This window comes from Catonella massiliensis (genome assembly GCF_016651435.1).
Lineage (GTDB): Bacteria > Bacillota > Clostridia > Lachnospirales > Lachnospiraceae > Catonella > Catonella massiliensis.
In genome coordinates this window covers 904,947-930,599 of record NZ_JAEPRJ010000001.1, presented here as the reverse complement: position 1 = coordinate 930,599, position 25,653 = coordinate 904,947, and the positions used below count along the sequence as shown (strand labels likewise).

Sequence of the window (25,653 nt, the reverse complement as noted above, 5' to 3'; positions counted from 1 at the left end):
TCCTTTTATATTATATTTGATTTTTCAGCTTGTCCCTAACCATCATAAGTGCATATCCAAGATAGTTATGTCCCTGCCACTCTGAGGGTATAAATCTTCTTTGATCTGTCATAGAAAGCCCTATTCCCCAGATTCTATCTTTAACTGCACACTCTACCAATGTACAATCCTTTGTATCAAGTAATTTACTTTTTAGAGAATCATTTTGAGAAAATTTAGCCATAAGCCCTTCGTATATTACTATCTGCCGTACTCCATTCCAAATATAATCATCATAGCCTGATACAAGCCTTCCTAGCTCCTTTATTCTAGCCACATCTCTTTCGGCTAAAATTTCTTTTGCTATTTTTTCATCACCAAAACATAGAGCTTTTTCATACATCATGTATTGCTCCATAGATGAAAATTCTATACCATCAATTCGAAAATCTGATAAATACCAATTACTCAGGAAACCATAATCTTCCTAAGGATTGTGAAAGCCAATAATCTTCATTGTACCTTTCCTACCTTTCTAAAAATATGTTATTTTATGAATGTGTCTTGCTCTATATTAGTATAAGCTATTTTCATAATTACAACAAGGAGAATAGTTAAATTATGCAAAATAAATTAGTGGTATTAGGAAATAAATACTCTCCCTTGGGAACAGCGTAAGTTGGGGGAAGTAATTAAAGTATGTAATGGAAGAGATTATAAACACTTAGATGTAGGTAAAATTCCTGTATATGGTACAGGCGGTTACATGCTTAGTGTATCGGAAGCTTTATCTTATAAAGACGATTCAATTGGCATTGGTAGAAAAGGAACTATTGACAGACCGTATATTTTAAAAGCACCTTTTTGGACTGTAGACACATTATTTTACTGTATTCCAAAGCAAAATAATGATTTAAAGTTTATTTTTAGCGTTTTTCAAAATGTTGATTGGAAATCAATGGATGAATCTACGGGAGTACCAAGTTTATCAAAAGCAGCAATTAATAAAGTTAACATTTTAACACCCAATATACTTGAACAGATGAAAATTGGGACATATTTTTCTACCCTCGACCACCTTATCACCCTTCACCAGCGTAAGTAAAAACACTAAGGAGGAAATGAATGAATACACTAGAAAGCATCAGCTCAAAACCCATATTGTTTTGCGATTATTATAAGCAGTGGATTACCATTTATAAAGAAGGGGCTATTCGTCCTGTTACAATGAGCAAATACAATATGGCATATAGATGGCTTGTTAAACTTATACCTAATCTCCCTTTAGCAGATCTTGATAGAATTGCTTATCAAAAACTGCTGAATGACTATGCCAGTGAACACGAAAGGCAGACCACAATGGACTTTCACCATCATTTAAAATGTGCGATACTTGATGCAGTAGATGAAGGTTATATTAGCCGTGATCCTACAAGAAAAGCCGTAATCAAAGGAAAAAGTCCTCGTACCAAAAAGCCTAAATACCTTAATCAGTACGAACTTCATAAATTACTTGATGACTTAAGGCTCACTGCTGATATTAGTATGGATTGGCTTATTCTTCTGATTGCAAAGACTGGAATGCGTTTTTCTGAGGCCTTAGCTCTTACCCCAAGCGACTTCAATTTATCGCATCAAACCCTGACTGTGTCAAAAACTTGGGATTATAAAGGGAGCGGCGGTTTTCTTCCTACCAAAAACAAATCTTCAATAAGAAAAATACCCTTAGACTGGCAAACCGTAATACAGTTTGCTGAACTCCTAAGGGATATTCCTGAAGACAAGCCCATATTTGTAAATGATAAAATATATAACTCAACAGCCAACGATATACTTGCAAGACATTGTAGAAATGCTGAAGTCCCTATAATTTCAATCCACGGACTTCGCCACACTCATGCCTCTCTATTACTCTTTGCAGGAGTATCCATTGCAAGCGTTGCAAGAAGGCTCGGTCACTCAAATATAACCACAACTCAAAAAACTTACTTACACATCATACAGGAACTTGAAAGTAAGGACATTGATATTATAATGAGGTCCTTATCAAATCTTAATTCATAATAATAAATCCGCTGGTGAAGGTAAAAGCTTGCAGCAACTTTCACTGCAAGCTTCATTATCATTTTAGCTAATATATGGTCTGGCCTCAGGAATCAACTTCTCGTCAAAATCCTTCTTAAGCTCAGAATAAAATTTGTATTTAGGAAGCGATGCTTCATTCTTCTCCTTATAAGCTGCATAATCAGCACTTTCCTTCAATTTATTCTCGTTTGCAAGCTTCCCATCCTTATAGTTATACACCTCATACCTGACAGCTTCTTCCTCTAGGAACCATTTGTTAGCGTATTTTTTAATCTCCTTATCGGCTGCTTCGTACCGCATTTGATTGATAATAGCCGAAACATCCCTATTAATGTATTTATCAAAATCTTTTTCCATCTCATCAACCATACGAGAAATGAGACTGCTTAGTTTCGGATTGGTACTTGCAAATTCATTTATATTCTCTCGGATTTCCTTAAGTTTAGCATCAAAATCATCGATTCCGCTCTCTGCGGCACTCATCGAATCCACAAAGCCCTGTAAAAGCGATACTATATATTCAAAATCTACCTTAAATTTGCTATAGGCAACCAACTCATAATCATCCGATATCTCATTATCCCCTTCGTCTTTAGCAGGTCTATCCCGCATTTCAGCAATCACATTGTTATATACAGCAGCATAATCTTCATAGTCTTCTTCAGTAAAATCATACTTCTTTAACATCTCATTATCGTATGTAGAAAATGATTTTAAATGTGCAAAATTATGATCAAATTCTCTAAACAGGACTATAAACACCTTTTTCTGCCTGTCTGAGAGTCCCAGTACATCATTTGGAGTAGGAGCAAAGTTCCTAATAGTTTTAAGTGAGGTCTCAAACTGCGAAAGTACTGTGTCCCAGTCTTCTGCAATCGCCTTTCCAAATCCACCTTTAGAATATAGTACCAAAGCTTCATTTATCCTCTTTTTATATTCCTTTGGAGAACGGAAGGTAACTATCTGTCCGTACATCTTATTTGAGTCATTAATTCTATTGGTTCTTGAAAATGCCTGAATCAGATGCTGTGGCTTCATTGGCTCCCTATCTATGAAGATAGTTGAGAGGCAAGGTGCATCGAAGCCTGTAAGCAGTCTATCCACAACTATAACAAGGTCCAGCTGCTCCATTCTATCAGTATATTTATTCCCATTTCTAGCCAGCCTTTCATTTAAGTTGTTATTATAAGCAGTAATCTCGCCTAAACCATAACTCCTGCTGTTAAACATCTTGCTATAATCATCTAAATACCTCTTCATTGCTTCCTGATTTGTTTTTGAAGCCTCTTCATTTTCTACAACTGAAAAAGTAATCGCAGTCTTAGGAAAATCAGGAAGTGCCTTCATTACTTCTTCACTAATCTTAAGTTCATCCTCACCTGCCTTTATCCTCATAATAAGGTCATAATACTCTTGTGCTGAGGCTATTGAATCTACAGTCAGCATAGCTTCGTAGGTTTTTCCTTTTACAAGCTGCATACCAAACTTTGACTTAGAACGGTTCAGTATCACATCAAGCACTTTACGCTTATGATTCTCACTGTTGTAATAAGCAGCTTCGTCCTCAGGTCTTATATTTTCAGGCCCCAGATTCTCTATATTAAATCCAAGTACAGCCTTATCGTGTATTGCCTCCTTTATAGTATAGCTATGAAGGCACTCACCATATAGTTCTTCAGTTGTCTGAGGCAGGTCTCCCTTTTGCTCATACTTATTTTCTTCAAAAATAGGAGTTCCTGTGAAACCAAACCACAAGGAATTAGCAAAAAATCTCTCAATCTCCCGCTTTGTTTGTGGACTTACAGCCCTATGACATTCATCCACTACAAAAGCTATTCTTAGAGATTTAATCTGATTATAGTCTTTTGAGCCGTCTTTCAGGCTATCTCTAATCATTTTTTGCATTTTTTGAATAGTGGTCACTATCATCTGCCTGTTGCCGTCAGTTAGTTTTTTTATCAGACGGTTTACATTTTCTGTGTTGTCTACATCTATGGTATCATTTTCAGAATAAGACTTGAAAGCATCTCCTGTCTGCTTATCAAGATCCTTTCTATCTATTAAAAACAAGGTCTTTTCTATAGACGGAATGTCCATAAGCAGGTTCCTGGTTGCCTTGTACGAAGTCATAGTCTTTCCTGAACCTGTAGTATGCCAGATATAGCCTGACTTACCTGTTTTTGAAGCCCTGCGCATAGCCTCTATCGCATGAATCTGATATGGCCTTAGGATAAGCAGTTTCTTCCTCACATTGTCTAAAACCGTATATTTAGATACCATTTCGTGAGCCTGAGGTATCCTTAGTACAGACTTCGTAAACTCTATATAATCACAAACAGGCTTATTGTCTTCATCAACCCAGCCTGTTAGGAATTCCTTATTTAACTCAGTATCTCTTGCAGCCGCAAAATACTTTGTATCCACTGCATTACTTACTACAAACATCTGAACATTTGAAAAAAGCCCTCTGAATTTACCCTCTGATATATAGTTTTTTATCTGATTAAATCCATTTATATAGGAATGAGCCTTGTTCTTAAGTTCAATATGAATCATAGGTATTCCATTTATGAGAAGGGTAACATCATATCTACTGTTTCTCCCATTTTTATCTTCTTCTGACTTAAAGACTCTGTATTGATTAATTACCTCATATACACTTGAGCCTCCTGCAATATGCTCGTTATTCATTACCTTAAGATGAAGTACCTTATCACCCCTATGCACATGTACATAGACTTTACCATTTTCCCCAACAAGCCACTGCCCTGCATCATAGAATGAAGCATGAGAGAGGTCATTCTTTACTTTAGCAAATTCTGATTCACTTAAGGGTTGGTCTCCCAGTTCAGCCTTGTTATTCTGCTCCAAAATATACTTAAAATTATCCCACAATGCCTCTTCAGTCCTAATATCAGGGCGGTATGTCCACTGTGACTCTCCGCCGGTAAGCTCAGCTATGAGTCTTTCTTCTAACACCGATTCCAGTTCTGCCATAATTTTCCCCCATCTTAGCCATTAACACTATAGTCTATATGTTTTCCTGTTGTTACAAGAGCATCTATATCATCATAAGCGTTTTCAAGCCTTTCCTGATGATATTCAAAATATCCGTCAAATATTTCTTGGGTTATTCTCTTATTCTCCCATTCTCTAAGCACATCGCCTGTCATTCTCCCTTTTGCCTTTGCATACCTTTCAATAAGAAAAAGGAAAAATTCCATCTCTTTTGTCATGTCATTCACTCCTTAAATGTACCGAGTTCCTAGGATTTCCTGTTATCTTTTCTACTTCCCACATGTCAAAAATAGCTCTTGCAGAAAATTCCCACATAGCCATATCAGCATCTTCTAACATCCTATGTGTTTCAGACATAAGGAATTCTCTGGCAGCCTCCATTTCAGTCAATCCATACTTTTCCATAATCATTTTGATTACATTCTTATTATAGCAATCTAATGAAAATATAGGTATCTTAGTCATAGTGTTATTACCTCTTTGAATATAAGCAGTTTAAGAGCCTCATCCGTCTTAAATGCATATTGGTCTTTTAGCCTCTGAGTAAGAAATCGCCTTATTGCCTCTTCTTCATCATACAATCCATCGAGATAAAGGTCAATAACCTGAGCAGTTTGGTCGTCTGCCACAGGACCTGATATTATATCCCAGTCTCCTGCTATGTATTCACCTTTTCTATTCTTTACTACAAAATCAAGCCAGTCTACATTAGGTGAATCAAAGCTTAGAAGACGGATATTCTTTAGTTCATCTTCATTAACTTCATAGACTGTAACAAAGGCATTGCTTTCACCTCTCCTTTTTGCAGTTCTCCAAGCCCATCTAGCAGCCTGTTCCATATCGCTGGTTGTATAAAACCCTTTGCCAAAGTCCAGTTCTCTTTGTACCTTTAGCAATATAGGCTCTTTCACTTCAACATTGCTCCCATGATATAAAATCATTATTTCTATCCTTTCTTAGGAAACATATTTTGCAGCATGAATTTTTTAATAAGTTTTAGGTTATCACACTTTCGTTGGTGAAGGGTGATAAGGTGGTCGAGGTTTTCTATATAGTTCCCAATTCTCCGTTGTTCATCATAAGTTGGAAGTGGAAGTAATATAGATTTCATTCCTTCGATATCAATACTTTTTCCATCTCTTATTCCATATACATGTGGCTTTAGTAAAACATCGATAAATTGTCTTGACCTAAAGAACGGATAAAAGAATCTACAATCTGTATTTTCTCCATGAAAAGTATGATATGCAGGACTTATAATTCCACTTGAATTAGCCTTTTCAAGTCCACCTTCAAAGGATCTAAGGTGAACAATAAAATCATCTTTTTTTACCATTTTATATGTAGACAAGTTGGATTTATCATACTGTAATGCTCGATCTGATTTGTCTCTTAGAACAGTCCCGCCACCCTGAATAATCGTTAATGCAGGAAGTTCTGTATGGTTCTTTTCTGAGTATTCTTTAAATACTTCCCCCAACTTACGCTGTTCCCAATCGTCAGTAAATCCTGCAAATCTTATCTCCGGATTTTTTTCACCATTTTTCGGAAACATTTTTTGGAGCATAAATTTTTTCAGTTTTTTTGTTTCATCACACTTACGCTGGTGAAGGGTGATAAGGTGGTCGAGGGAATGTAATATGGCAGAAATTTGTTGTTGCTCCTTTACATCAACTGGCAATTTAACTGTTACCTCTGTAAAAAAGGCTTTTACATCTACATTAAGTAAACCATGATTTCGTGCCCCTTCAGAACATATTTGTGATACATCATGATACCAAGCGAGTGTATCAAAATAACATTCTAAATAATCAGAATTAACCTTATCAGATATTAACTTAAAGCATATATAGAGAGTTGATAAACACCCCTTTTCATATGAATTTAACCTCTTAATAGAACCATAGTCATATCCATTTGAATAACTTTTGTTATATGCAAATTCACCCTTTTGTAAAAGGTAGTATTCAGACATATCTTTTGCAGCAACTACCTTATTGAAAAAATCTCTCTGGTCGATTAATCCATGCTGAGATGATATTGTTAATGGTAAATCGGATTCATTATCTTTGTTTTTTCTGGTTAATCTTTCGCAAATCTCCCCCAACTTACGCTGTTCCCAATCATCAGTAAAGCCCTTAAATCTTATATTTGGTTTATTTGCCATTTCAACCCTCCAAAAAGACCTTTACAAATTCTTCCACTGCTTCCTTAGTATCCTGACTGCTATAGGTAAGTTCTCCAAACATTTCAAGTAGAGCCTCATTACACTCTTTTATTTCTCTATTTATATCCCTGAAACTTTCAGAAAGCTCTCTAATGTCTATTTCTTCCTCTTCTTCACTTGTATCTATGTATCTTGGTATATTCAAGTTAAAATCATTCTTTTCTATGTCTTCATAGGAAGCAAGGAAACTTAGCTTATCTACTGTTTTTCTATCATTATAAAGCTTGATTACCCTGTCGATATGCTCCTTATTCATTACATTCTGTTTCTTCTCTTTTTCAAAGAGATTCGATGCATCAACAAAGAGCACATCCCTTCCCTCTCTATGCTTTTTAAGCACTATGATACAGGTAGGTATGGAGGTATTGTAAAACATATTGGCAGGAAGGCCTATTACAGCATATATAGAGCCATTTTCAAGTAAAATCCTTCTTATCTCTCCCTCTGATGCCCCTCTAAAAAGTACTCCATGCGGAAGTACTATAGCCATAGTTCCACTTTGCTTTAAGTGATAGAAACCATGTAATAGGAACGCATAGTCTGCCTTTGATTTGGGTGCTAACTTCCCACCATAGTCCATAAATCTCTCATCCTGCTTGAAGCCTTCATCAGCTGACCATTTGGCAGAATACGGCGGATTCATAGTAACTACATCGAATTCTGTTTCTTCATCTGTAGGCCAGTCGGCATCCAATGTATCTCCATTTCTTAGGTGCTGGTTCTCAGGAAGAACCCTGTGGAGAAACATGTTCATCCTGGCAAGATTGTAGGTAGACGGCATCAGTTCCTGCCCGTAGTACTTGATATAATCAGGTTCTTTAGAATAATTCTTGCAGCTAAGCATGAGTGAGGCAGAACCCATACAGGGATCATATACCTGTAGTCCCTTTTTATCCTCCTGTCCTGACATAGCGATTCTACACAGTATCTGTGCAGGACCGTGAGGAGTGTAGAATTCACCCGCCTTTTTGCCTGTCTCAGAAGCAAACTGTCCAATCAGATACTCATAGGCATTGCCAAGCACATCTCCCTCAGCGTGTATTAGATCAGCCCCATCCAAGACCTTTATCACTTCTGCTATTGTAGCACTCTGTTTCTGATCTCCTGTTCCAAGCCTGTTGGAATAAAGGTCTACATCGGCAAATAAGCCGTTGAACAATTCATCTGATTCCTGTATTCTGTTAAAGGCAGCCTGAAGTTTTTCTCTATTAAATCTATTGTTTTGAGCATCTCTTAAGATGCTTATATATGTCATATCAGGTTCTAGGGTATAATGCATTGAGCTTCTTAATTCTGCCAAAAAGTCTTCTGCATCTTCTGATTTTACTGCCTCTTCATACTGAGCCTGAGCATCATCAAGGCTATCAGGTGACTCATCATTCAATAAGTCATAGGCTTTCGCCAAATATGTATCTGATAAATATTTATAAAAGACCAGCCCCAATAAATAAGTTTTATATTCATTGGCATCCATCTTGCCTCTTAGTACATCCGCCCCACTCCAAAGTACATTCAGCAAGTCTTTGTTATCTGCCATTACCCATCCTCCTGTTTTACATTTTCCTCTATTATACCAATTTTTTAACTGTTTTAACATGGTTTTTTAATAAATTATGATACAAGTGTCAAAAGTATAAAAAGAGATTTCATTCATACCCTATGATAGACGAAAAAAGCTGCCAAAGTCTATGATTTCTCATAAACTTGGCAGCTTCTAATAATTAAATTCTATTTACACAATCCCATGTGCAAGCATAGCATCGCAAACCTTTATAAAGCCAGCGATATTGGCTCCTGCTACATAGTCGCCTTCCTTGCCGTATGCCTTTGCTGCGGCATCAAGGTTACGGAAGATATTTACCATGATGTTCTTTAACTTAGCATCTACCTCCTCAAATGTCCAGCTAAGACGCTCTGAGTTCTGGCTCATCTCAAGGGCTGAGGTTGCTACACCACCCGCATTGGCAGCCTTGCCAGGGAGGAAGTAAACTCCGTTTTTCTGGAGATACTCTGTAGCCTCTAAGGTAGTAGGCATGTTTGCGCCCTCGCAGACTGCAAAACAGCCATTTGCCACAAGAGCCTTAGCATCTTCAAGGTCAAGTTCATTCTGGGTTGCACAAGGAAGAGCAATATCGCACTTCACGCTCCATACACCTTTTCCCTCGTGGTACTCTGCATTAGGCCTAGCCTTAACATACTCGGTAAGTCTTGCTCTCTTAACTTCCTTTACATCCTGAAGCACTGCTACATCTATTCCATCAGGATCATATACCCAGCCTGTGGAGTCACAAGCGGTTACAGGCTTAGCACCAAGGGCTATGGCCTTCTCTATAGCATAGATAGCTACATTTCCAGAGCCTGATACTACAACTGTCTTGCCCTCAAGGCTCTTTCCATTTGCCCTAAGCATCTCATCAGTTATGTATACAAGGCCGTAGCCTGTAGCCTCTTTTCTTGCAAGAGAACCACCATAGCTAAGTCCCTTACCTGTGAGTACACCTTCATAAAGCCCTGTAATCCTCTTGTACTGGCCATACATATAGCCTATTTCCCTTGCACCTACACCGATATCTCCTGCAGGTACGTCCTCATCAGCACCAATGTACTTATAAAGCTCGGTAATAAAGCTCTTGCAGAAAGCCATTATCTCTCTGTCACTCTTTCCCTTAGGATCGAAGTCAGAACCACCCTTACCACCTCCGATTGGAAGGCCTGTAAGTGAATTCTTAAAGCACTGCTCAAAGCCTAAGAATTTGATTATACTCTGATTAACTGAAGGGTGAAGTCTTAAGCCTCCCTTGTATGGTCCTATAGCGTTATTAAACTGTACTCTAAAGCCTCTGTTTACCTGAGCCTGTCCCTTATCATCTACCCAAGGAACTCTAAAGCTGATTATTCTGTCAGGCTCTGTCATTCTCTCAAGTATAGCATCTCTCCTATACTTTTCTTCCTCTTTTTCAATCACAGGCCTAAGAGATTCAAGTACCTCTGTAACTGCCTGTATGAATTCGGGCTCGTGAGAGTTTTTTTCCTTAACCTTTACAAGTACCTCATCAACGTATGACATAATAATTCTCCCTTCTGATGTAAAATTTTGTTCTTTATTAATTGGGAATAAAATCTGCTATCAGTATAATTGTCTTAGGTTACACTGTCAACAGTTATTTGTATATTTGTATACAATTATACAGCATACCAGCTATAACTGTAGATTATTACCACAGAGGTATTATACAACTTAGAATTTTTTTATTTTAACCTTTTACATATTACATAATATATGGTATTATATAGTTGTAGCCCATAATAGAAGCCCTAAAAGAAAAATAAAAAAATCAATAGAGGAGGATTAGAAGATGGCAGAGAATACAAAAGAATTTAATCAGATAGAATATCAAAATAAATACATCAAAGAAAAATATGACAGAGTGGGGCTGACAATGCCCAAAGGAAAGAAAGAAGTAATAAAAGCAAGAGCTCTTGAGGAAGGCATTAGTATAAATGAATATATAAATGCTCTTATTGACAGAGATATACAATCAAAACAGTAGGACAATAACATCCTTAATTTTTTAATATTTCTCTTACTTTCTTTTTATATTCTACCACTATATTTTTCTGTTTTCTCTGGTACAGGTATCTTTAGACCATTCTCAAGCTTAACTTCTATATAGCCTTCCATGGCTTCATTGAGCCCTTCGTATAATTCCTCTAGTGAATCTCCTGTACTTTGGCAGCCATCAAGTTCCAGTATCCTGCCATAAAAATAATGCCCGCTTTCATCATTGACTTCCTGTACCAATCTGGTATATGGCAACTTCATATAATCCGTTACGTTCATTACACTATTCTCCTATTCTATTTAAAATATCTACAATATATGCCTTCTTTAATGGACTTTCCTGTTTTATTGATCCTTGTAATTAATAGTACTATAAATGGTACTGTTAATCAACTCTAAAAAACCCACCTCAAAATATGAGGCGGGCCTTCTATACTTTATAAAGTTATTATGAACATAAGAAGTCCTATGATGAGAAACAGAGGTCCAAATACTATAAGAGCGGAAATTATCATCGCCAGTATATCCTTGAACTCCAGCTTTTCCCTCTCCTTAAACTCCTTAATGTCTTCCTCAGTTTCTTCACCCTTCCTGTCGCCAAGAAACCTAAGCGTGTCATAACTTCTATCAAGCTTTTTATGAAAAAACATTACTTCTTCTCTCCGTAAATACCGAGCTTATGATGGCAGGCAACTCTGTGACCTGGGGCAACCTCCTCAAATACAGGGGTTACATGCTTACATATCTCTGTACAGTAGCGGCATCTTGTATGGAACTTACATCCCTTTGGTGGATTTATAGGACTTGGAATATCTCCCTCTATGAGAATAGTCTCCTTCTTGTCCTTATCTATATCAGTTGTAGGTATTGCAGAAAGCAATGCCTCTGTATATGGGTGGCTTGGATGAGCGTAAAGCTCCTCTGTATCAGCCTCCTCAACCATACTTCCAAGGTACATAACACCAACTCTGTCACTGATATACTTAATTACACTGAGGTCGTGTGAAATGAAGAGATAGGTAAGGTTACTCTTCTCCTTAAGGTCAATGAGAAGATTGATAACCTGTGACTGAATAGACACGTCAAGAGCCGAAACAGCCTCATCACATACGACAAACTTAGGACGGAGAGCAAGCGAACGGGCAATACCGATACGCTGACGCTGTCCACCTGAGAACTGGTGAGGATATCTATGGATGAAATATGGAGCAAGTCCACACTCTTCCATAACCTTAAGTATGTATTCCTGCATGCTCTCATCATTTTCAGTGAAAATGTTGTGAGCAAGAAGTCCCTCTCCAATAATCTGACCAACTGTCATTCTAGGATTAAGTGATGAGTAAGGATCCTGGAATATGAGCTGAAGGTCTCTTCGAAGACCTCTTATCTCATGGTCTTTAAGCTTCGCAAGGTTAATACCGCCGTCTCTGTAGGCTTCATGCTTAGCAAAGTCAGGGTTAGAACTGATTGCCTGACGCTTCTCATCAAGGGTTTTACGAAGTTTTGCAAGCTCCTGCTCCTCAGCAGTTCTTACCTCACGTAACTTATCAATCTTATTTCTAAGAGCTTCCTTAGGCTTTTTGTCATACAGCTTCTGGAAGAGTTCCTCCTTTTCCTTTGAATCAAAGATAGCAGCTGCATGACTGTGTTCTTTAAGAAGGAGGCCGGCTATCTCTGTAAGGTCATCAAGAACAAAGAAACCACCTATAAGTTCAACTATAGTAAGATAAGCTTCCTTAGTCTTTCTTACAGCTTCATTATATTTTTCTATTGCAGCAAAGTTCTCTTTATCAACATTAGATTCTTCGCTGTTATTTGACTTTTCTAACTGCGCAGTTGCCTCTTCATAAGCCTTCTTTGCTGCGTTCTCATCAGCTACAAGCTTTTCCCACTCCTTTTTAAGTGCAGGGATTTTCTTCAATGTCTCAGCTACATAGCTAGGTGCAAGGTCATCAATGTTCCTTCCATAGTACATAGTACGGCCTGCAGTCTGCTTATAAAGCTGTAAAAGAACACGCCCGAGAGTAGACTTACCACAGCCTGACTCTCCAACGAGGCCATAGGTTTCACCTTCCCTTATATCTATGGAGATACCATCATTAGCCTTTACATAGCGCTGCTTCTCTCCAAAGTTCTTCTTGATTGGGAAATACTGCTTAAGGTCTTCTATATGAAGTAATACGTTCTTTTCGTTATTATTTTCCATTTTTTCTTGCCCCCTTTTCAGGATAGAAACACCTTACCTGATGTCCAGGCTCAACTTCATTAAGCGCAGGCTCTTCATTCAAGCATTTCTCCGTACAATACTTACAACGTGGGGCAAACTTACATCCCTTAGGAAGGTCAAGCGGATGCGGAACTGCACCCGGTATAGCCTCAAGCCTCACACCCGAAGGGGTATCAAGCCTTGGTATAGAATTCATAAGTCCTTCTGTATATGGATGATTATAATCATCCATACCAAATATGGTTCTTGAAGGAGCCATCTCAACTACCTGTCCACAGTACATAACTGCAACATCATCAGCCATCTCATTGATTACTCCAAGGTCGTGGGTAATGAAGAGGATTGAAGTACCACGCTCATTCTTAAGTTCATTCATAAGCTTAAGTATCTGTGCCTGAATGGTAACATCAAGCGCAGTCGTAGGCTCATCCGCAATAAGAAGCTTTGGCTGACAGGCAAGAGCCATAGCTATCATAACTCTCTGTCTCATACCACCTGAGAGCTGATGAGGATATTGCTTTGCCACGGCCTCAGGATTAGGAATCTTTACCGCACTAAGCATCTCGACAACCTTTGCATTGGCTGCCTTTTTGCTCATTCCCTGATGGATGATAAAAGGCTCAGCGACCTGTCTTTCTATAGTAAATATAGGGTTAAGACTTGTCATTGGCTCCTGGAAGATAACGGATATATCATTTCCTCTTATCTTAGACATATCCTTAATGGATACCTCTGACAAATCCTTACCATCAAATATAATCTTACCTCCGGCAATCTTGCCGTTGCCGTCAAGGAGCTTAAGGATACTCATGGCAGACACACTCTTGCCACTTCCACTCTCTCCTACTACTCCCAAGGTCTTACCTGCCTGAACATGGTAGGTAACACCGTTTACAGCCTTAACTATACCCTTCTTGGTAGTAAAGAAGGTTTTTAAGTCCTGTAGTTCAAGTAAATACTTGTTTTCTTCCACCTTTTTTACCTACCTTTCATTAGACTTAGGATCAATAGCATCTCTTAAACCATCACCTACAAGGTTAATACAGATACAACATACACCGAGTAAGATAGAAGGGAATACCCATCTCCACCAATAACTCTTAATAACCACTGAATTGATAGCACCGTTAAGCATATTACCCCAAGTAGGTCTTGGAAGTGCAACACCAAAGCCAAGGAATGAAAGTGAAGACTCCGTAAGCATACAGGTTGCAAAGTCAAGTGTTGCAGTAACTATAATAACTGAAATTACATTAGGAATTATATGCTTAAATACAATCGTAAGCTCTTTGATACCCATGGCCCTTGCTGCGGTAACAAATTCCTGCTCACGCTCTGCAAGCACCTGTGCTCTTACAAGTCTTGCAAGACTTGTCCAGGAAAGCACACCAAGGATAACCATTATCATAAATATTCTAGCACTCTCAGGAAGCTTACCTCCTACTATAGATGAGAGAATCATCGCAAAAGGAAGGAAAGGAATGGATGAAACCATTTCAGTAAGCCTCTGAAGCAGTAGGTCAACGGTTCCACCAAAGAAGCCTGATATACCACCCACAATTACACCAATGATTACGGAAATGATAACTGCAACCGCACCCATGGTCATCGTCATTCTACCACCGTTTACTATACGATTAAGCAAGTCTCTTCCAAGTTCATCAGTACCTAAGAGGTATCCCTTAAGACCGAAGGTAGTTACCTTGCCGTCCTTTGTAAGAACGTAGTTCTGATAATATCCTGAAAATACCTGTGTAACGTTTTTGATGGAAGGCGCATTTGCCTGACCGAAGTTATTCTTACCCCAAGCAATAACCGAGCCATCTTCCAATACAGCTGTATAATGATAACGTCCGCCCTGTAATGAAACAATCTTTGATTTAGTCTCAGGAACTTTGTCTTCACCATTCTTTAAGTTGCCCCAAACCACAACTTTACCATCTTCTTTAAGCGCAGCTGCAGTAAAGCCTGAAGCAGCTATATCCTTGACTCCACCACTTTTTAACTCCTCAGGTATTTTAGAAACCGAAGAGTCGTTTGAGCCAAGATAAACTACCTCACCAGCCTTAGTAAGTCCGATAAGTGCATCTGAAGTGAAGGCAAGCTTAGCAAGGCTTCCCTGATACTTACGTCTGATTTTTGCATCATTTACAGAAGTATTACCAAAAAGAAAGGCATTTCCGTTGTCCTTTAATACACCTGTAATCTGATAACCTGCAGCAATCTGAACAATCTTACCGCTGTCATTTTTAATATCAGGATTAATCTTTGTCTGATTAAGTCTTGGGTTACCCCAAGCAACGAGCTGGTCATCATCTGTAAGTGCAACTATGTGGTCTACACCCGCTGCTACCTTAACAAACTTCTTGCCCCTTACTTCCTTAGGAAAGGTACTTAGGTTAATAGTAGGGAGAACCTGTGTCTTACCCCACACATAAAGACCGCCTGTCTTGCTTACGCCTGCTGAGAAACTTGAGCCGATTGCTATGTCAGAAACCTTTCCCTGAAGGCCCTTAGGCACGCTCATCATATCAAGACCCGGCGCAAGATTTATCTGTGTACTCTCCTCATATGAAAGGTCCTGTATGAAGAAAAGCGGGCCTATAAGCACGAAAGCAAATATACATAAGAACACAATGAGTCCGCCCATAGAGAGCTTATTTGAAACGAAATTCTTGATAATCGTCCTTCCAGGCGACTGCATCTGTTCTTCCTTAAAAATATCTACATCTTTTTCTTCAATGCCATTTCTTGGCATGAACAGCCTCGCAAGCAAGGAGGCGCGTTTTTTCTTATTGTTATCTGACATGTTCTCCTCCTTACTATTTTGTTATTCTTACACGTGGATCAACTATACCATAACTAAGGTCAATAATAAGGTTACCAACCAGAGATACCACAATATAGAACATCTGAACACCCATCGCAAGATTGTAATCAAGACCGTTAAGTGCCTTAAGGTAGATACGTCCCATACCGTTAAGTGCGAATATAGACTCAGTAATAATTGAGCCTGAGAATATACCTATAAACCAGCTTATGATAAGTGTTATGATAGGAAGGAGTGCATTTCTCCAAGCGTGTGAGTAGATAACAACTCTTTCACGAAGTCCCTTCGCCCTTGCAGTTCTTATATAATCCATACGAAGCGCATCTATCATAGCGGCTCTTACATATCTTGTCATACCACCAAGGGAAGCAAGCGTAAGTACCATAGTAGGAAGTACCATATATTTAACTCTATCAAGGAAGAGCACCATAGCACCACCCTTGATATTCGGCGTGTTCATACCCGAAACCGGGAACCACCGAAGCTGCACCGCAAACACATAGATAATGATAAGCGCGAATATAAACACCGGCAAGCTATACCCTATGATAGTAAGGACTTGCACCACCGTATCGAATTTCGAGAATTTCTTCACCGCACAGTATATACCTAACGGTATCGTTATGCCAAGCGCAAAAAACGTTACCAAGAGATTCAGAAAGATGGTATTCTTCATCGGCTCAGTTATTACATCAGTAACCGGCTTTTTATATATGATTGAATCACCGAACTGAAGAGTAACAACCGACTTAATCCACTTTCCGTATCTTACCGGTGCCGGATCATCAAGCCCCATCTGCTTTCGCATGTTTTGGTACACCTTCTCAAACTGTTCCGGTTTGAGCTTATCTCTCTGACTTGATACCTGCATCATTGCCGGATCTCCCGGGATTGCATTATACAGAGCAAAAATTAATACCGACATGGTAAAAAATACAAACACCATGTACAGCAGACGCTTTGTAATATACTTTAGCATACTTCTTACCTGCTTTCATTTAATGTTTTTCTGTGCACCGCATATAGGACGGTTCCCATCCTCAGTGCGGTAAACAGAAAGCGTACTCTAGTATACAATAATACACGCTATTTTGCAAGTATTATAATAGGAAATAAGTCCGGGAAATTTTCTTCCCGGACTTGAATTTCCAGCTGTTTATCAGCATTTTGCATAAATATACAGATTAGGAATTTTGATTTTTTTTATTCCTGTACCCAGCAATAATTAATCTGTGAGGTGATATCCCAGATAGCATCCTTAATTCCATCATAACCCTTTAACTTTTTGTTAAAGAAGTCATGGTACTGATTTGAGTATAGTGGAAGGTCAGGAAGGAGTTCATTCCATTTCTGCTGGAATTTTACGTATCTGTCCAGGTACTCTTTTTCATTAGATGGGTCAACAACATTCAAGTTCTTGGCAAGCTTTGCAAGCTCTTTATCAGATATCCTGTTTGTATTCTGTGGATTACCTATAGCATAAGAGAATTCAGGATTGTAAATAGCATTGAAGCCAACACCCATGTTGTACATGTTATAGTCATTTTTCTTTGTCTGACCATAGTTCTCTATAAGCTCGTTAAATGTAACTACGTTCTGCTTTATCTCCATACCTGCTTTCTTTACATCTTCACTGTTAGCTAGCTTGGTTGCAAGAAGGTCAGATACAGGGTTATTCTCTGATGAACACCAGTTAATGATAAGAGGCATAAGCTTACCGTCATCAAGCTTCTTATAACGAAGTCCGCTCTTGTATGGCTTTCCGTCCTTATCAAGTGTAAATCCAGCCTTTTCAAGCTCTGCTATAGCATTGTCAAGTGAGAAGCTGTACTGGTTAAGAGCACCTATCTCATCTTCTCTCTCTTCAACCATCCACTGAGCAAGTCCGTAATTACCGTTAACTACAGAACCATGTCCGCCTGTAAATGTCTTGGCAAATTCATTTCTGTCAAGGAGATAACCTATAGCGTGACGAACCTCTACAAACTGAGTAGGTCCTCTGTCACATACAAATACGAGCTTACCATATCCGTTACGAGGATATTCTACAAAGTTATGGGTTCCCTTATCTACAAGATCCATACCTGAGTTAATCTCAGTTCCCTCACCAAGGTGAAGAAGGATATCAACACCGCCTGTATTAAGCTCATCCATCTGAGTCTCAGGCTGTACGAACTTATAGATGATTGTGTCTATATAAGGCTTCTGTCCTTCATAGTTACCAACATAATTAGGATTCTTTACAAGTGTATAAGTATTGGATGTCTCATCATACTTTTCCTTCATGTAAGGTCCTGAATACGCTGTAAGATTCAGACGATACTTGTTTACATATTTATCAAGGTCTTTTGCCTTGAGGTCCTTTGTAAAATAAGCACCTTTGCCATCATCCTTTATGTCATAGCCTTCAGGAAGCCAACCCTTCGTATATGAAGGCCTTACCGCTGCCAAAGCATCCTGATAGTAGTTAGGCAGGTAATCCTTTGATATGATTACTGAAAACTCATAGTCTCCCAAAAGTCTGAAGCCCTTAAATACCTTTGTCTTGCCTGCATTGTAGTCAGCAAAGCCATCGAAGTAAGAACCTGATGTATTATCTGTAGCTCCCATTTCTACTATAACAGGTGATGAGAAGAAAAGAGTTGAAAATGCATAGTCTTTAGCTGTGATAGGGTCTCCGTTACTCCACTTCATGCCTTCCTGAAGCTTAAAAGTAGTGGTAATGGTTCCATCATCATTCTTAGTATCATTCTTCTCTTTGACTACATTTGGATTGACTACATATTTTCCATCTTTATCAATCTCGATTGTATCGGCGCCAAATGTCATATTGTATACAGCTAAGTCAGATGAGTTGTTTGACCAGTATGGATAAATATCACCATTTGACTGTGTACCATCACCGATTATAAGCTGTCCGCCACTAACAGGTGTAGCCGCTGCTGAAGAGCTGCCTGACGCTGTGCTTGATGCAGATGAAGTAGTGGTAGAGCTGGCTTTACTTGCACTTCCTGAAGTAGTTGTACTCTCAGTAGAAGTAGTATTACCGCCACAGGCTGTAAGTGAAACTGCCATAACACCTGCAAGAAGAGCACTTAATAGTTTTCTTTTTTTCATACTTAGAACCTCCCCTTTTTTTATTCATTATACAATAACCGTATTCAAACACTATTGTTTGATTATCACTCTTGTATAATGGTTTCGTTTATTATATTACCTAGGAAAGACAGTTGTCAAGTGTATACGAACAGTTATCCCATTTTGTCATATCTGCTATGCATATTTTTATATAGTAGATTACCACGTTAAAGTGATGATACAATGCAGTATTTAAGGGACATCAGGATATATTTATAGTAATTTTTTCCTTTATAGAATATACATCAGATTAAAGAACAAATTAAAAAAAATCCTTTTATATTAAAAAAATGACCGAACTCCAATAGGAGTCCGGCCACCTTATATTTTAGATTATTCCTGAACCCAGCAGTAATTAAGCTGAGAAGTGATATCCCAGATAGCATCCTTGATTCCCTCATAACCCTTTAACTTCTTAGTAAAGAAGTCGTAATACTGGTTAGAGTAAAGAGGAATATCAGGGAGCTGATCGTTCCATCTCTTCTGGAAGGCTACAAACTTGTCAAGATACTCATCTTCCTTAGAAGGATCTACAAGGTTGAGATCTTTTGCAAGCTTAGCAAGCTCCTTATCAGAAATCTTATTCTTATTTGCAGGACCACCAACCTTATATGCCTGCTCTGGCTCATAAAGGACGTTGAAGCCTATACCAAGGTTGTACATATTGTAGTCGTTTGGCTTTGACTGCTCATAGTTCTGGATAAGCTCATTAAACGTAACAACTGTCTGCTTAATCTCCATACCTGCTTTCTTTACATCCTCGCTGTTGGCAAGCTTGGTTGCAAGAAGGTCTGATACAGGGTTGTTCTCTGATGAGCACCACTTGATGGTAAGAGGCATAAGCTTGCCATCATCAAGCTTCTTATAACGAAGTCCGCTCTTGTATGGCTTTCCATCCTTACCAAGAGTAAATCCGGCCTTTTCAAGCTCTGCGACAGCCTTCTCTACTGAGAAGCTATACTGGTTAAGCTTACCTATCTCATCTTCTCTTTCTTCTACCATCCACTGAGCTGTACCATAGTAGCCGTTAACTACGCTGCCGTGTCCGCCTGTAAATGTCTTAGCAAATTCATTTCTGTCAAGGAGATAAGCAACGGCACGACGAACCTCTGCATACTGTGTAGGACCTCTATCACATACGAATAAGATTCTTCCATATCCATTACGTGGATAATCTACATAGCTGTGAGTTCCCTTGTCTACAAGATCCATACCTGAGTTAATCTCGTTTGCCTCACCCATTTTTACAAGAATGTCAACGCTTCCTGTATTAAGCTCATCCATCTGAGTCTCAGGCTGAACGAACTTATAGATAATTGTATCGATGTGTGGCTTCTGTCCTTCATAGTTACCCTTGTAGTTAGGATTCTTTACAAGAGTATAAGTATTAGAAGTCTCATCATATTTTTCCTTCATATAAGGACCTGAATAAACTTTCAAATCCATACGGTATGCATTAACCTGCTTGTTAAGCTTCTTAGCATCTAAGTCCTTAGTAAAGTAAGCACCCTTACCGTCATCCTTTATATCATATCCAGGAAGCCACCCCTTCATATAACCGGCACTTGACGCTGTAAGAGCATCCTGATAATAGTTTGGAAGGTAGTCCTTATTGATGGTTACTGAGAATTCATAATCTCCTAAGAGTCTAACACCCTTAAACACCTTGGTCTTGCCTGCATTAAAATCAGCAAAGCCAACTAACTTAGAGCCTTCGGTATTGTCTGAAGCTCCCATTTCTACAAGCTGTGGTGAAGAGAAGAAAAGATATCTGAAGACATAATCCTTTGCAGTGATACCTTCACCATTACTCCACTTAAGGTCTTCCTGAAGCTTATATGTAGTAGTAATAGTACCATCATCATTCTTCTTATCGGTCTTTTCTTTAACTACCTGTGGATCTACTACGAACTTACCATTCTTATCTACAACTATAGTGTCATATCCTGATGTAAGTTTGTAAACACTGTTATCTGATACATTATTTGACCAGTATGGATAAATATCACCGTTTGACTGTGTCTGGTCACCGATAATAAGCTGTCCACCGTCTACAGGTGTTTCTGTAGCAGATGAGGTGCTTCCTGATGCTGTGCTTGTGCTTCCTGATGCTGCACTTGCTGTGCTTGCTGTGCTTCCCGATGCTGCGCTTGTGCTTCCCTCAGTCGAAGCAGAGTTACCGCCACAAGCTGTAAGTGTTACTGCCATAACACCTGCAAGAAGAGCGCTTAAAAGCTTTTTCTTTTTCATTGTCTTAATTCCTCCTTTATATTTGCAAAACAAAGGTAATTAATGACTACCCTTGTAAAACAATGCTGCATTATTATATGCTAACACAAAGACAACTGTCAAGCCCGTGTAAACATTTAGTATGTATATAATTTCATAATTATTTGTTATATTAATTATAAATAACGATTAAGCACCAGTTTGTGGGCATTTCACTTAAAGTGCTGGACTTTACCTTGACAGGCATGATACAATTTTAAGGTATTAGCATAAAACCTACAGTATACGGGTATTATAGATAGTAGGATGCTTATAATACCTGCATCAATCTATGATTATAAGGAGCATTATAATGGATAATACTACAAGATTTATACCTAAGCCTTTTGAAGTATATAGGCATTTTAAGGGACATTTTTATCAGATATTAAATATAGCAACACATAGTGAAACGGGGGAGGAGCTGGTTATCTATCAGGCACTGTACGGTGACTTTGGTATATACGCAAGACCGCTTTCTATGTTTCTAAGCAGGGTAGACCATGAAAAATACCCCCAGGTAAAGGAAAGGTATAGGTTTACCAAGGTAGCTTTAGTAAATACTCAGGCGCAAGGCACTGTCCTTCGTACAGCCACTGCCGAAGCAAGTCCTCAAGCTTCTACCGTTTTAGGCGGGGCTTTGGCATCATCTAAGGCAGAGTCAGCTAATACTTCAAATACCTATGCAGATGACGATTCAAAAAAGAGGGCTGAGACTCTTTTTATGGAGTTTCTTGATGAGGATGACTTCAATAGAAAAAGAAATATATTAAAGGCCATATCAGGGATAGCTACTAATTCTATGATTAACAATATGGCAGCTTCTCTAGACCTTGTTGTCACAGGGGAATCCAGAGATAGAGACATCAAGATGATAGATGATTATATAAGGGCAAGAATACATTTTGATGGCGTAAGACATAGAGATTAAGCAGTTTTTAGCCATATTAGTCCTTTATTTTTTAAATAATCCGGCTCCCAGGCTGAATGATTTAGCATGGGAGCCGGTTTGAATTATATAATTTTTATTATTCACTAACTGTAAGCTTTCCGTCTACTGCATCCACCTTTAGTACACTTCCTGCAGGAATGTCCTTCTTAATTATCTCTTTTGCAATCAAAGTCTCAACCTCTGACTGGATAAGTCTCTTAAGAGGCCTTGCACCGTAGTTAGGATCATAACCTTTTTCTATGATATAATCCTTGGCTGCTTCGCTTACTTCAAGACTAAGATTCTTTCCGCTAAGTCTGTACTTCAAGTCCTTAAGCATAAGGTCAACTATCTTGCCGATATTTTCCTTCTGTAAAGGCTTGTAGAATACAATCTCGTCAAGCCTGTTAAGGAACTCAGGTCTAAAGCTTGCTTTAAGAAGGTCATTTACACTGTCGATGGCTTCTTTTGAAATCTCACCATTATCCTGAATTCCATCAAGTATCTGCATAGAGCCAAGGTTTGACGTAAGGATAATGATTGTGTTCTTAAAGTCAACAGTCCTACCCTGTGAGTCGGTCACACGGCCGTCATCAAGTACCTGTAAAAGTACATTGAATACGTCAGGATGAGCCTTTTCTATCTCATCAAAAAGCACTACTGAATAAGGCTTTCTTCTGACTGCTTCAGTAAGCTGTCCACCCTCTTCATAGCCAACGTATCCCGGAGGCGCTCCAATCAGCCTGCTCACAGAGTATTTCTCCATGTATTCACTCATATCTATTCTTACAAGGTTCTTCTCATCGTCAAAAAGTGACTGTGCAAGCGCCTTTGCAAGCTCTGTCTTACCAACACCTGTAGGTCCTAAGAAGAGGAAGGAGCCAACCGGCTTGTCAGGATCCTTGATACCTGCCCTGGAACGAAGGATTGCCTCTGATACCTTGGTTACAGCCTCGTCCTGTCCGATAACTCTCTCGTGAAGGATGCCCTCCATATTGAGAAGCTTCTCTCTCTCACCCTGCATAAGCCTCGTGATAGGGATACCCGTCCAACGTCCTACTATCCTTGATATCTCTTCCTCGCCAACATGGTCACGCAGAAGGCTGCTTGAAGAATTACTGCTCTCCTCAGCAAGTTTCTCCTGCTTTTCAAGTTCTGCCTTAAGGTTAGGAAGCCTTCCGTATTTAAGTTCTGCTGCTTTATTAAGGTCGTACTCTCTCTCGGCCTTTTCAATGAGGGCATTTACTTCTCCGATTTCCTCACGAAGCTTCTGAACCTTCTCTATGGCATTCTTTTCATTTTCCCACTTTGCCTTCATTTCGTTAAACTTCTCACGAAGGTCTGCAAGTTCCTTTCTGATATCCTCAAGATGAGCCTGACTAAGCTTGTCATCCTCCTTCTTAAGTGCAGCCTCTTCTATCTCAAGCTGCATTATTTTTCTTGATATGTCATCCATCTCAGCAGGCATGGAATCCATCTCAGTCCTGATAAGTGCACAGGCCTCATCTACAAGGTCTATAGCCTTGTCAGGAAGGAACCTGTCTGAGATATATCTATGTGAAAGGGTAGCTGCGGCTATTAGGGCAGCATCCTGAATCTTAACACCGTGGAAAACCTCGTATCTCTCCTTAAGTCCTCTTAGTATAGAGATAGTGTCTGCAACTGTAGGCTCATCTACTATTACAGGCTGAAATCTTCTCTCAAGGGCTGCATCCTTTTCGATGTATTCCCTGTATTCATCAAGGGTTGTAGCACCTATACAATGCAGCTCACCTCTTGCAAGCATTGGCTTTAAGAGGTTGCCCGCATCCATAGCTCCGTCTGTCTTGCCGGCACCAACTATGGTGTGAAGCTCATCTATAAATAAGATAATCTCGCCTTCTGACTTCTTTATCTCGTTAAGTACAGCCTTGAGCCTCTCTTCGAACTCGCCCCTGTACTTTGCACCAGCCACAAGAGCACCCAGGTCAAGGGAGAATATCTTCCTGTCCTTAAGTCCCTGTGGAACGTCGCCCTTTACAATTCTAAGCGCAAGTCCTTCTGCTATAGCTGTCTTACCAACACCCGGCTCACCTATAAGCACCGGGTTATTCTTTCTCTTTCTTGAGAGAATCTGAATCACATTTCTTATCTCATCATCCCTGCCTATAACAGGGTCAAGTTTATTATTTCTAGCGAGTTCTACCAGATCCTGCCCGTATTTTTCAAGAACATTGTATGTATCCTCAGGATTCTGGTTTGTAACTCTCTGATTGCCGCGTACATCCATAAGTACTTTATAAAACTCCTTCTCTGTAATATTAAACGTCTTAAATAACTCCCTAAGCTTGCTGTCAGGCTTTCTAAGGAGACCAATCATAATGTGCTCAACGGATGTGTATTCATCCTTCATCTTGATTGCCTGTGCCTCAGCTTCATTAAGGGCAGCATTTGTCTCATTGGAAATATATATTTCACCACTTACATCACCTGTTACCTTAGGTAATGCATCAACTATATGCCTGGTCTCTGCTTCAAGATTAGGTAGAGACTTGCCCATCTTGGTTATAAGCTCACCTATGAGCCCTGACTCTCCTGTGAGCAGGGCAAGTAAAACGTGTGACTCTTCTATGTAGGAATTGTAGTTTTCCTTCGCCAAAGTTCTGGCAGCTTCAAGAGCCTCCACGGATTTAGCCGTAAGTTTTGATGTGTTCATATTGCCTCCTTTATACTATATTCACGCCGCTTTTAAGGTAATCCTCATAAGAAGCATGAATCATTTTTTCTACTAATTCTTCATCGCTTAGATGCTCGAAATAAAATTTGATGCATTTATCAAGTACTTTGATGTACTCTCCTATCGCTATTGCTATCTCATTTTCACTAAGCTCGTTATCGTCTGATATCTTAAGAAAGCCTCTTACATACTTTGCATTATCAAAATCAGACGTTACTCCATCAGGATGAAGCTCGCTCAGGTATCTATTCTCCATATCTATCCATCTAGTGAAGAAGTTCTCCACAGCATCTGTAAAATTCCTGCTGCTTGTTCTAAACGAAACTTTTAGCCTTCCAACTATCTCCTTTGGTTCCCTGAAAAGCTCTATAGTATAATTTATCATAGGACGGTACTTATATCTTATAGGGCTTCTTAAGGCAAACATAGAATCAGATGACCTGTCAAGTATCTGATAACAACTCTCCGAAAGTATGCCTTCAAGCTGAGTAAATATATCCTTCATCCTCATTTCGGGAGTAATGTAATTAACATTCTCTGCAAGTATCTGGTTAATAAGATTGGAGCGGTTGGTATTTCTCTCATAAGCCAGTCTGTCTATAGCCTCAACCACATCATCCATAAGCACCAGACTATATACACTCTTTTTCAAATCATCATCTCCTGTCTAAG

At 39.1% G+C, this 25,653-nt stretch carries 22 protein-coding genes; 4 read left to right on the top strand and 18 right to left on the bottom strand.

The features are described 5' to 3' along the window. Positions 1-10 precede the first annotated feature (10 nt). On the bottom strand, positions 11-451 hold the full coding sequence (locus tag JJN12_RS04135) for an NADAR family protein (protein ID WP_236013839.1): 441 nt from the start codon (positions 449-451) through the stop codon (positions 11-13). A gap of 177 nt (positions 452-628) precedes the next feature. Between JJN12_RS04135 and JJN12_RS04130 the strand changes: the two genes are divergently transcribed. Continuing rightward, positions 629-1,084, top strand: coding sequence for a restriction endonuclease subunit S (locus tag JJN12_RS04130; RefSeq protein ID WP_208430319.1), 456 nt, complete (start codon positions 629-631; stop codon positions 1,082-1,084). Between the two features lie 20 nt (positions 1,085-1,104). Further along, complete coding sequence (locus JJN12_RS04125; RefSeq protein ID WP_208428494.1) at positions 1,105-2,043, top strand: site-specific integrase; 939 nt, start codon at positions 1,105-1,107, stop codon at positions 2,041-2,043. Between the two features lie 63 nt (positions 2,044-2,106). Here JJN12_RS04125 and JJN12_RS04120 read toward each other — a convergent pair whose 3' ends face one another. The 7 genes from JJN12_RS04120 to gdhA form a co-directional block, all read right to left on the bottom strand. After that, positions 2,107-5,061: a type I restriction endonuclease subunit R gene (locus JJN12_RS04120; RefSeq protein ID WP_208428493.1), complete on the bottom strand. Its 2,955-nt coding sequence runs from the start codon at positions 5,059-5,061 to the stop codon at positions 2,107-2,109. Between the two features lie 14 nt (positions 5,062-5,075). Next, entirely contained in the window at positions 5,076-5,300 is a 225-nt protein-coding gene (locus JJN12_RS04115; RefSeq protein ID WP_208428492.1) for a DUF3791 domain-containing protein, read from the bottom strand. Position 5,301: 1 nt separating this feature from the next. After that, on the bottom strand, positions 5,302-5,547 hold the full coding sequence (locus JJN12_RS04110) for a hypothetical protein (RefSeq protein WP_208428491.1): 246 nt from the start codon (positions 5,545-5,547) through the stop codon (positions 5,302-5,304). After that, a complete protein-coding gene (locus JJN12_RS04105; RefSeq protein WP_208428490.1) occupies positions 5,544-6,023 on the bottom strand; it encodes a DUF3990 domain-containing protein in 480 nt (159 codons plus the stop codon). Before JJN12_RS04105 ends, JJN12_RS04110 begins: the two co-directional genes overlap by 4 nt. 5 nt (positions 6,024-6,028) lie before the next feature. Then, entirely contained in the window at positions 6,029-7,249 is a 1,221-nt protein-coding gene (locus JJN12_RS04100; RefSeq protein WP_208428489.1) for a restriction endonuclease subunit S, read from the bottom strand. Position 7,250: 1 nt separating this feature from the next. After that, entirely contained in the window at positions 7,251-8,846 is a 1,596-nt protein-coding gene (locus JJN12_RS04095) for a type I restriction-modification system subunit M (protein WP_208428488.1), read from the bottom strand. A gap of 195 nt (positions 8,847-9,041) precedes the next feature. Further along, on the bottom strand, positions 9,042-10,376 hold the full coding sequence (gdhA, locus tag JJN12_RS04090; RefSeq protein WP_208428487.1) for an NADP-specific glutamate dehydrogenase: 1,335 nt from the start codon (positions 10,374-10,376) through the stop codon (positions 9,042-9,044). A gap of 289 nt (positions 10,377-10,665) precedes the next feature. On the opposite strand from gdhA, the gene JJN12_RS04085 reads away from it, so the two are divergent. Continuing rightward, positions 10,666-10,860 (top strand): hypothetical protein, encoded by a 195-nt coding sequence (locus tag JJN12_RS04085; RefSeq protein WP_208428486.1) that lies wholly within the window; start codon positions 10,666-10,668, stop codon positions 10,858-10,860. Between the two features lie 44 nt (positions 10,861-10,904). Here the strand turns inward: JJN12_RS04085 and JJN12_RS04080 are convergent, their stop codons facing one another. From JJN12_RS04080 to JJN12_RS04045, 8 genes are all read right to left on the bottom strand, one after another. Beyond that, positions 10,905-11,150 carry a type II toxin-antitoxin system HicB family antitoxin gene (locus JJN12_RS04080; RefSeq protein ID WP_208428485.1) on the bottom strand — a complete coding sequence of 82 codons (246 nt, stop codon included), beginning with the start codon at positions 11,148-11,150 and terminating at the stop codon, positions 10,905-10,907. 158 nt (positions 11,151-11,308) lie between these two features. Continuing rightward, positions 11,309-11,521, bottom strand: coding sequence for a hypothetical protein (locus JJN12_RS04075; protein WP_208428484.1), 213 nt, complete (start codon positions 11,519-11,521; stop codon positions 11,309-11,311). Next, entirely contained in the window at positions 11,521-13,077 is a 1,557-nt protein-coding gene (locus JJN12_RS14450; RefSeq protein ID WP_208428483.1) for an oligopeptide/dipeptide ABC transporter ATP-binding protein, read from the bottom strand. The genes JJN12_RS04075 and JJN12_RS14450 overlap by 1 nt, the downstream gene beginning before the upstream one ends. Then, positions 13,067-14,071 carry an ABC transporter ATP-binding protein gene (locus tag JJN12_RS04065; RefSeq protein WP_208428482.1) on the bottom strand — a complete coding sequence of 335 codons (1,005 nt, stop codon included), beginning with the start codon at positions 14,069-14,071 and terminating at the stop codon, positions 13,067-13,069. Before JJN12_RS04065 ends, JJN12_RS14450 begins: the two co-directional genes overlap by 11 nt. 9 nt (positions 14,072-14,080) lie before the next feature. Beyond that, on the bottom strand, positions 14,081-15,907 hold the full coding sequence (locus JJN12_RS04060) for an ABC transporter permease subunit (RefSeq protein WP_236013690.1): 1,827 nt from the start codon (positions 15,905-15,907) through the stop codon (positions 14,081-14,083). A 13-nt stretch (positions 15,908-15,920) separates the two neighbouring features. Further along, positions 15,921-16,907, bottom strand: coding sequence for an ABC transporter permease (locus JJN12_RS04055; RefSeq protein WP_208428481.1), 987 nt, complete (start codon positions 16,905-16,907; stop codon positions 15,921-15,923). A gap of 224 nt (positions 16,908-17,131) precedes the next feature. Continuing rightward, positions 17,132-19,045: an ABC transporter substrate-binding protein gene (locus JJN12_RS04050; RefSeq protein ID WP_208428480.1), complete on the bottom strand. Its 1,914-nt coding sequence runs from the start codon at positions 19,043-19,045 to the stop codon at positions 17,132-17,134. Positions 19,046-19,399: 354 nt separating this feature from the next. Further along, positions 19,400-21,316 (bottom strand): ABC transporter substrate-binding protein, encoded by a 1,917-nt coding sequence (locus JJN12_RS04045; RefSeq protein WP_208428479.1) that lies wholly within the window; start codon positions 21,314-21,316, stop codon positions 19,400-19,402. 331 nt (positions 21,317-21,647) lie between these two features. Here JJN12_RS04045 and JJN12_RS04040 point away from each other — a divergent pair, with 331 nt between their 5' ends. Continuing rightward, positions 21,648-22,265 (top strand): DUF1653 domain-containing protein, encoded by a 618-nt coding sequence (locus tag JJN12_RS04040; protein ID WP_236013688.1) that lies wholly within the window; start codon positions 21,648-21,650, stop codon positions 22,263-22,265. A gap of 97 nt (positions 22,266-22,362) precedes the next feature. Here the strand turns inward: JJN12_RS04040 and clpB are convergent, their stop codons facing one another. Then, the gene (clpB, locus tag JJN12_RS04035; protein ID WP_208428477.1) at positions 22,363-24,960 is read right to left on the bottom strand and encodes an ATP-dependent chaperone ClpB; all 2,598 of its coding nucleotides are present in this window, start codon (positions 24,958-24,960) and stop codon (positions 22,363-22,365) included. 10 nt (positions 24,961-24,970) lie between these two features. Beyond that, positions 24,971-25,633: a hypothetical protein gene (locus JJN12_RS04030; protein WP_208428476.1), complete on the bottom strand. Its 663-nt coding sequence runs from the start codon at positions 25,631-25,633 to the stop codon at positions 24,971-24,973. Between the last annotated feature and the right edge of the window lie 20 nt (positions 25,634-25,653).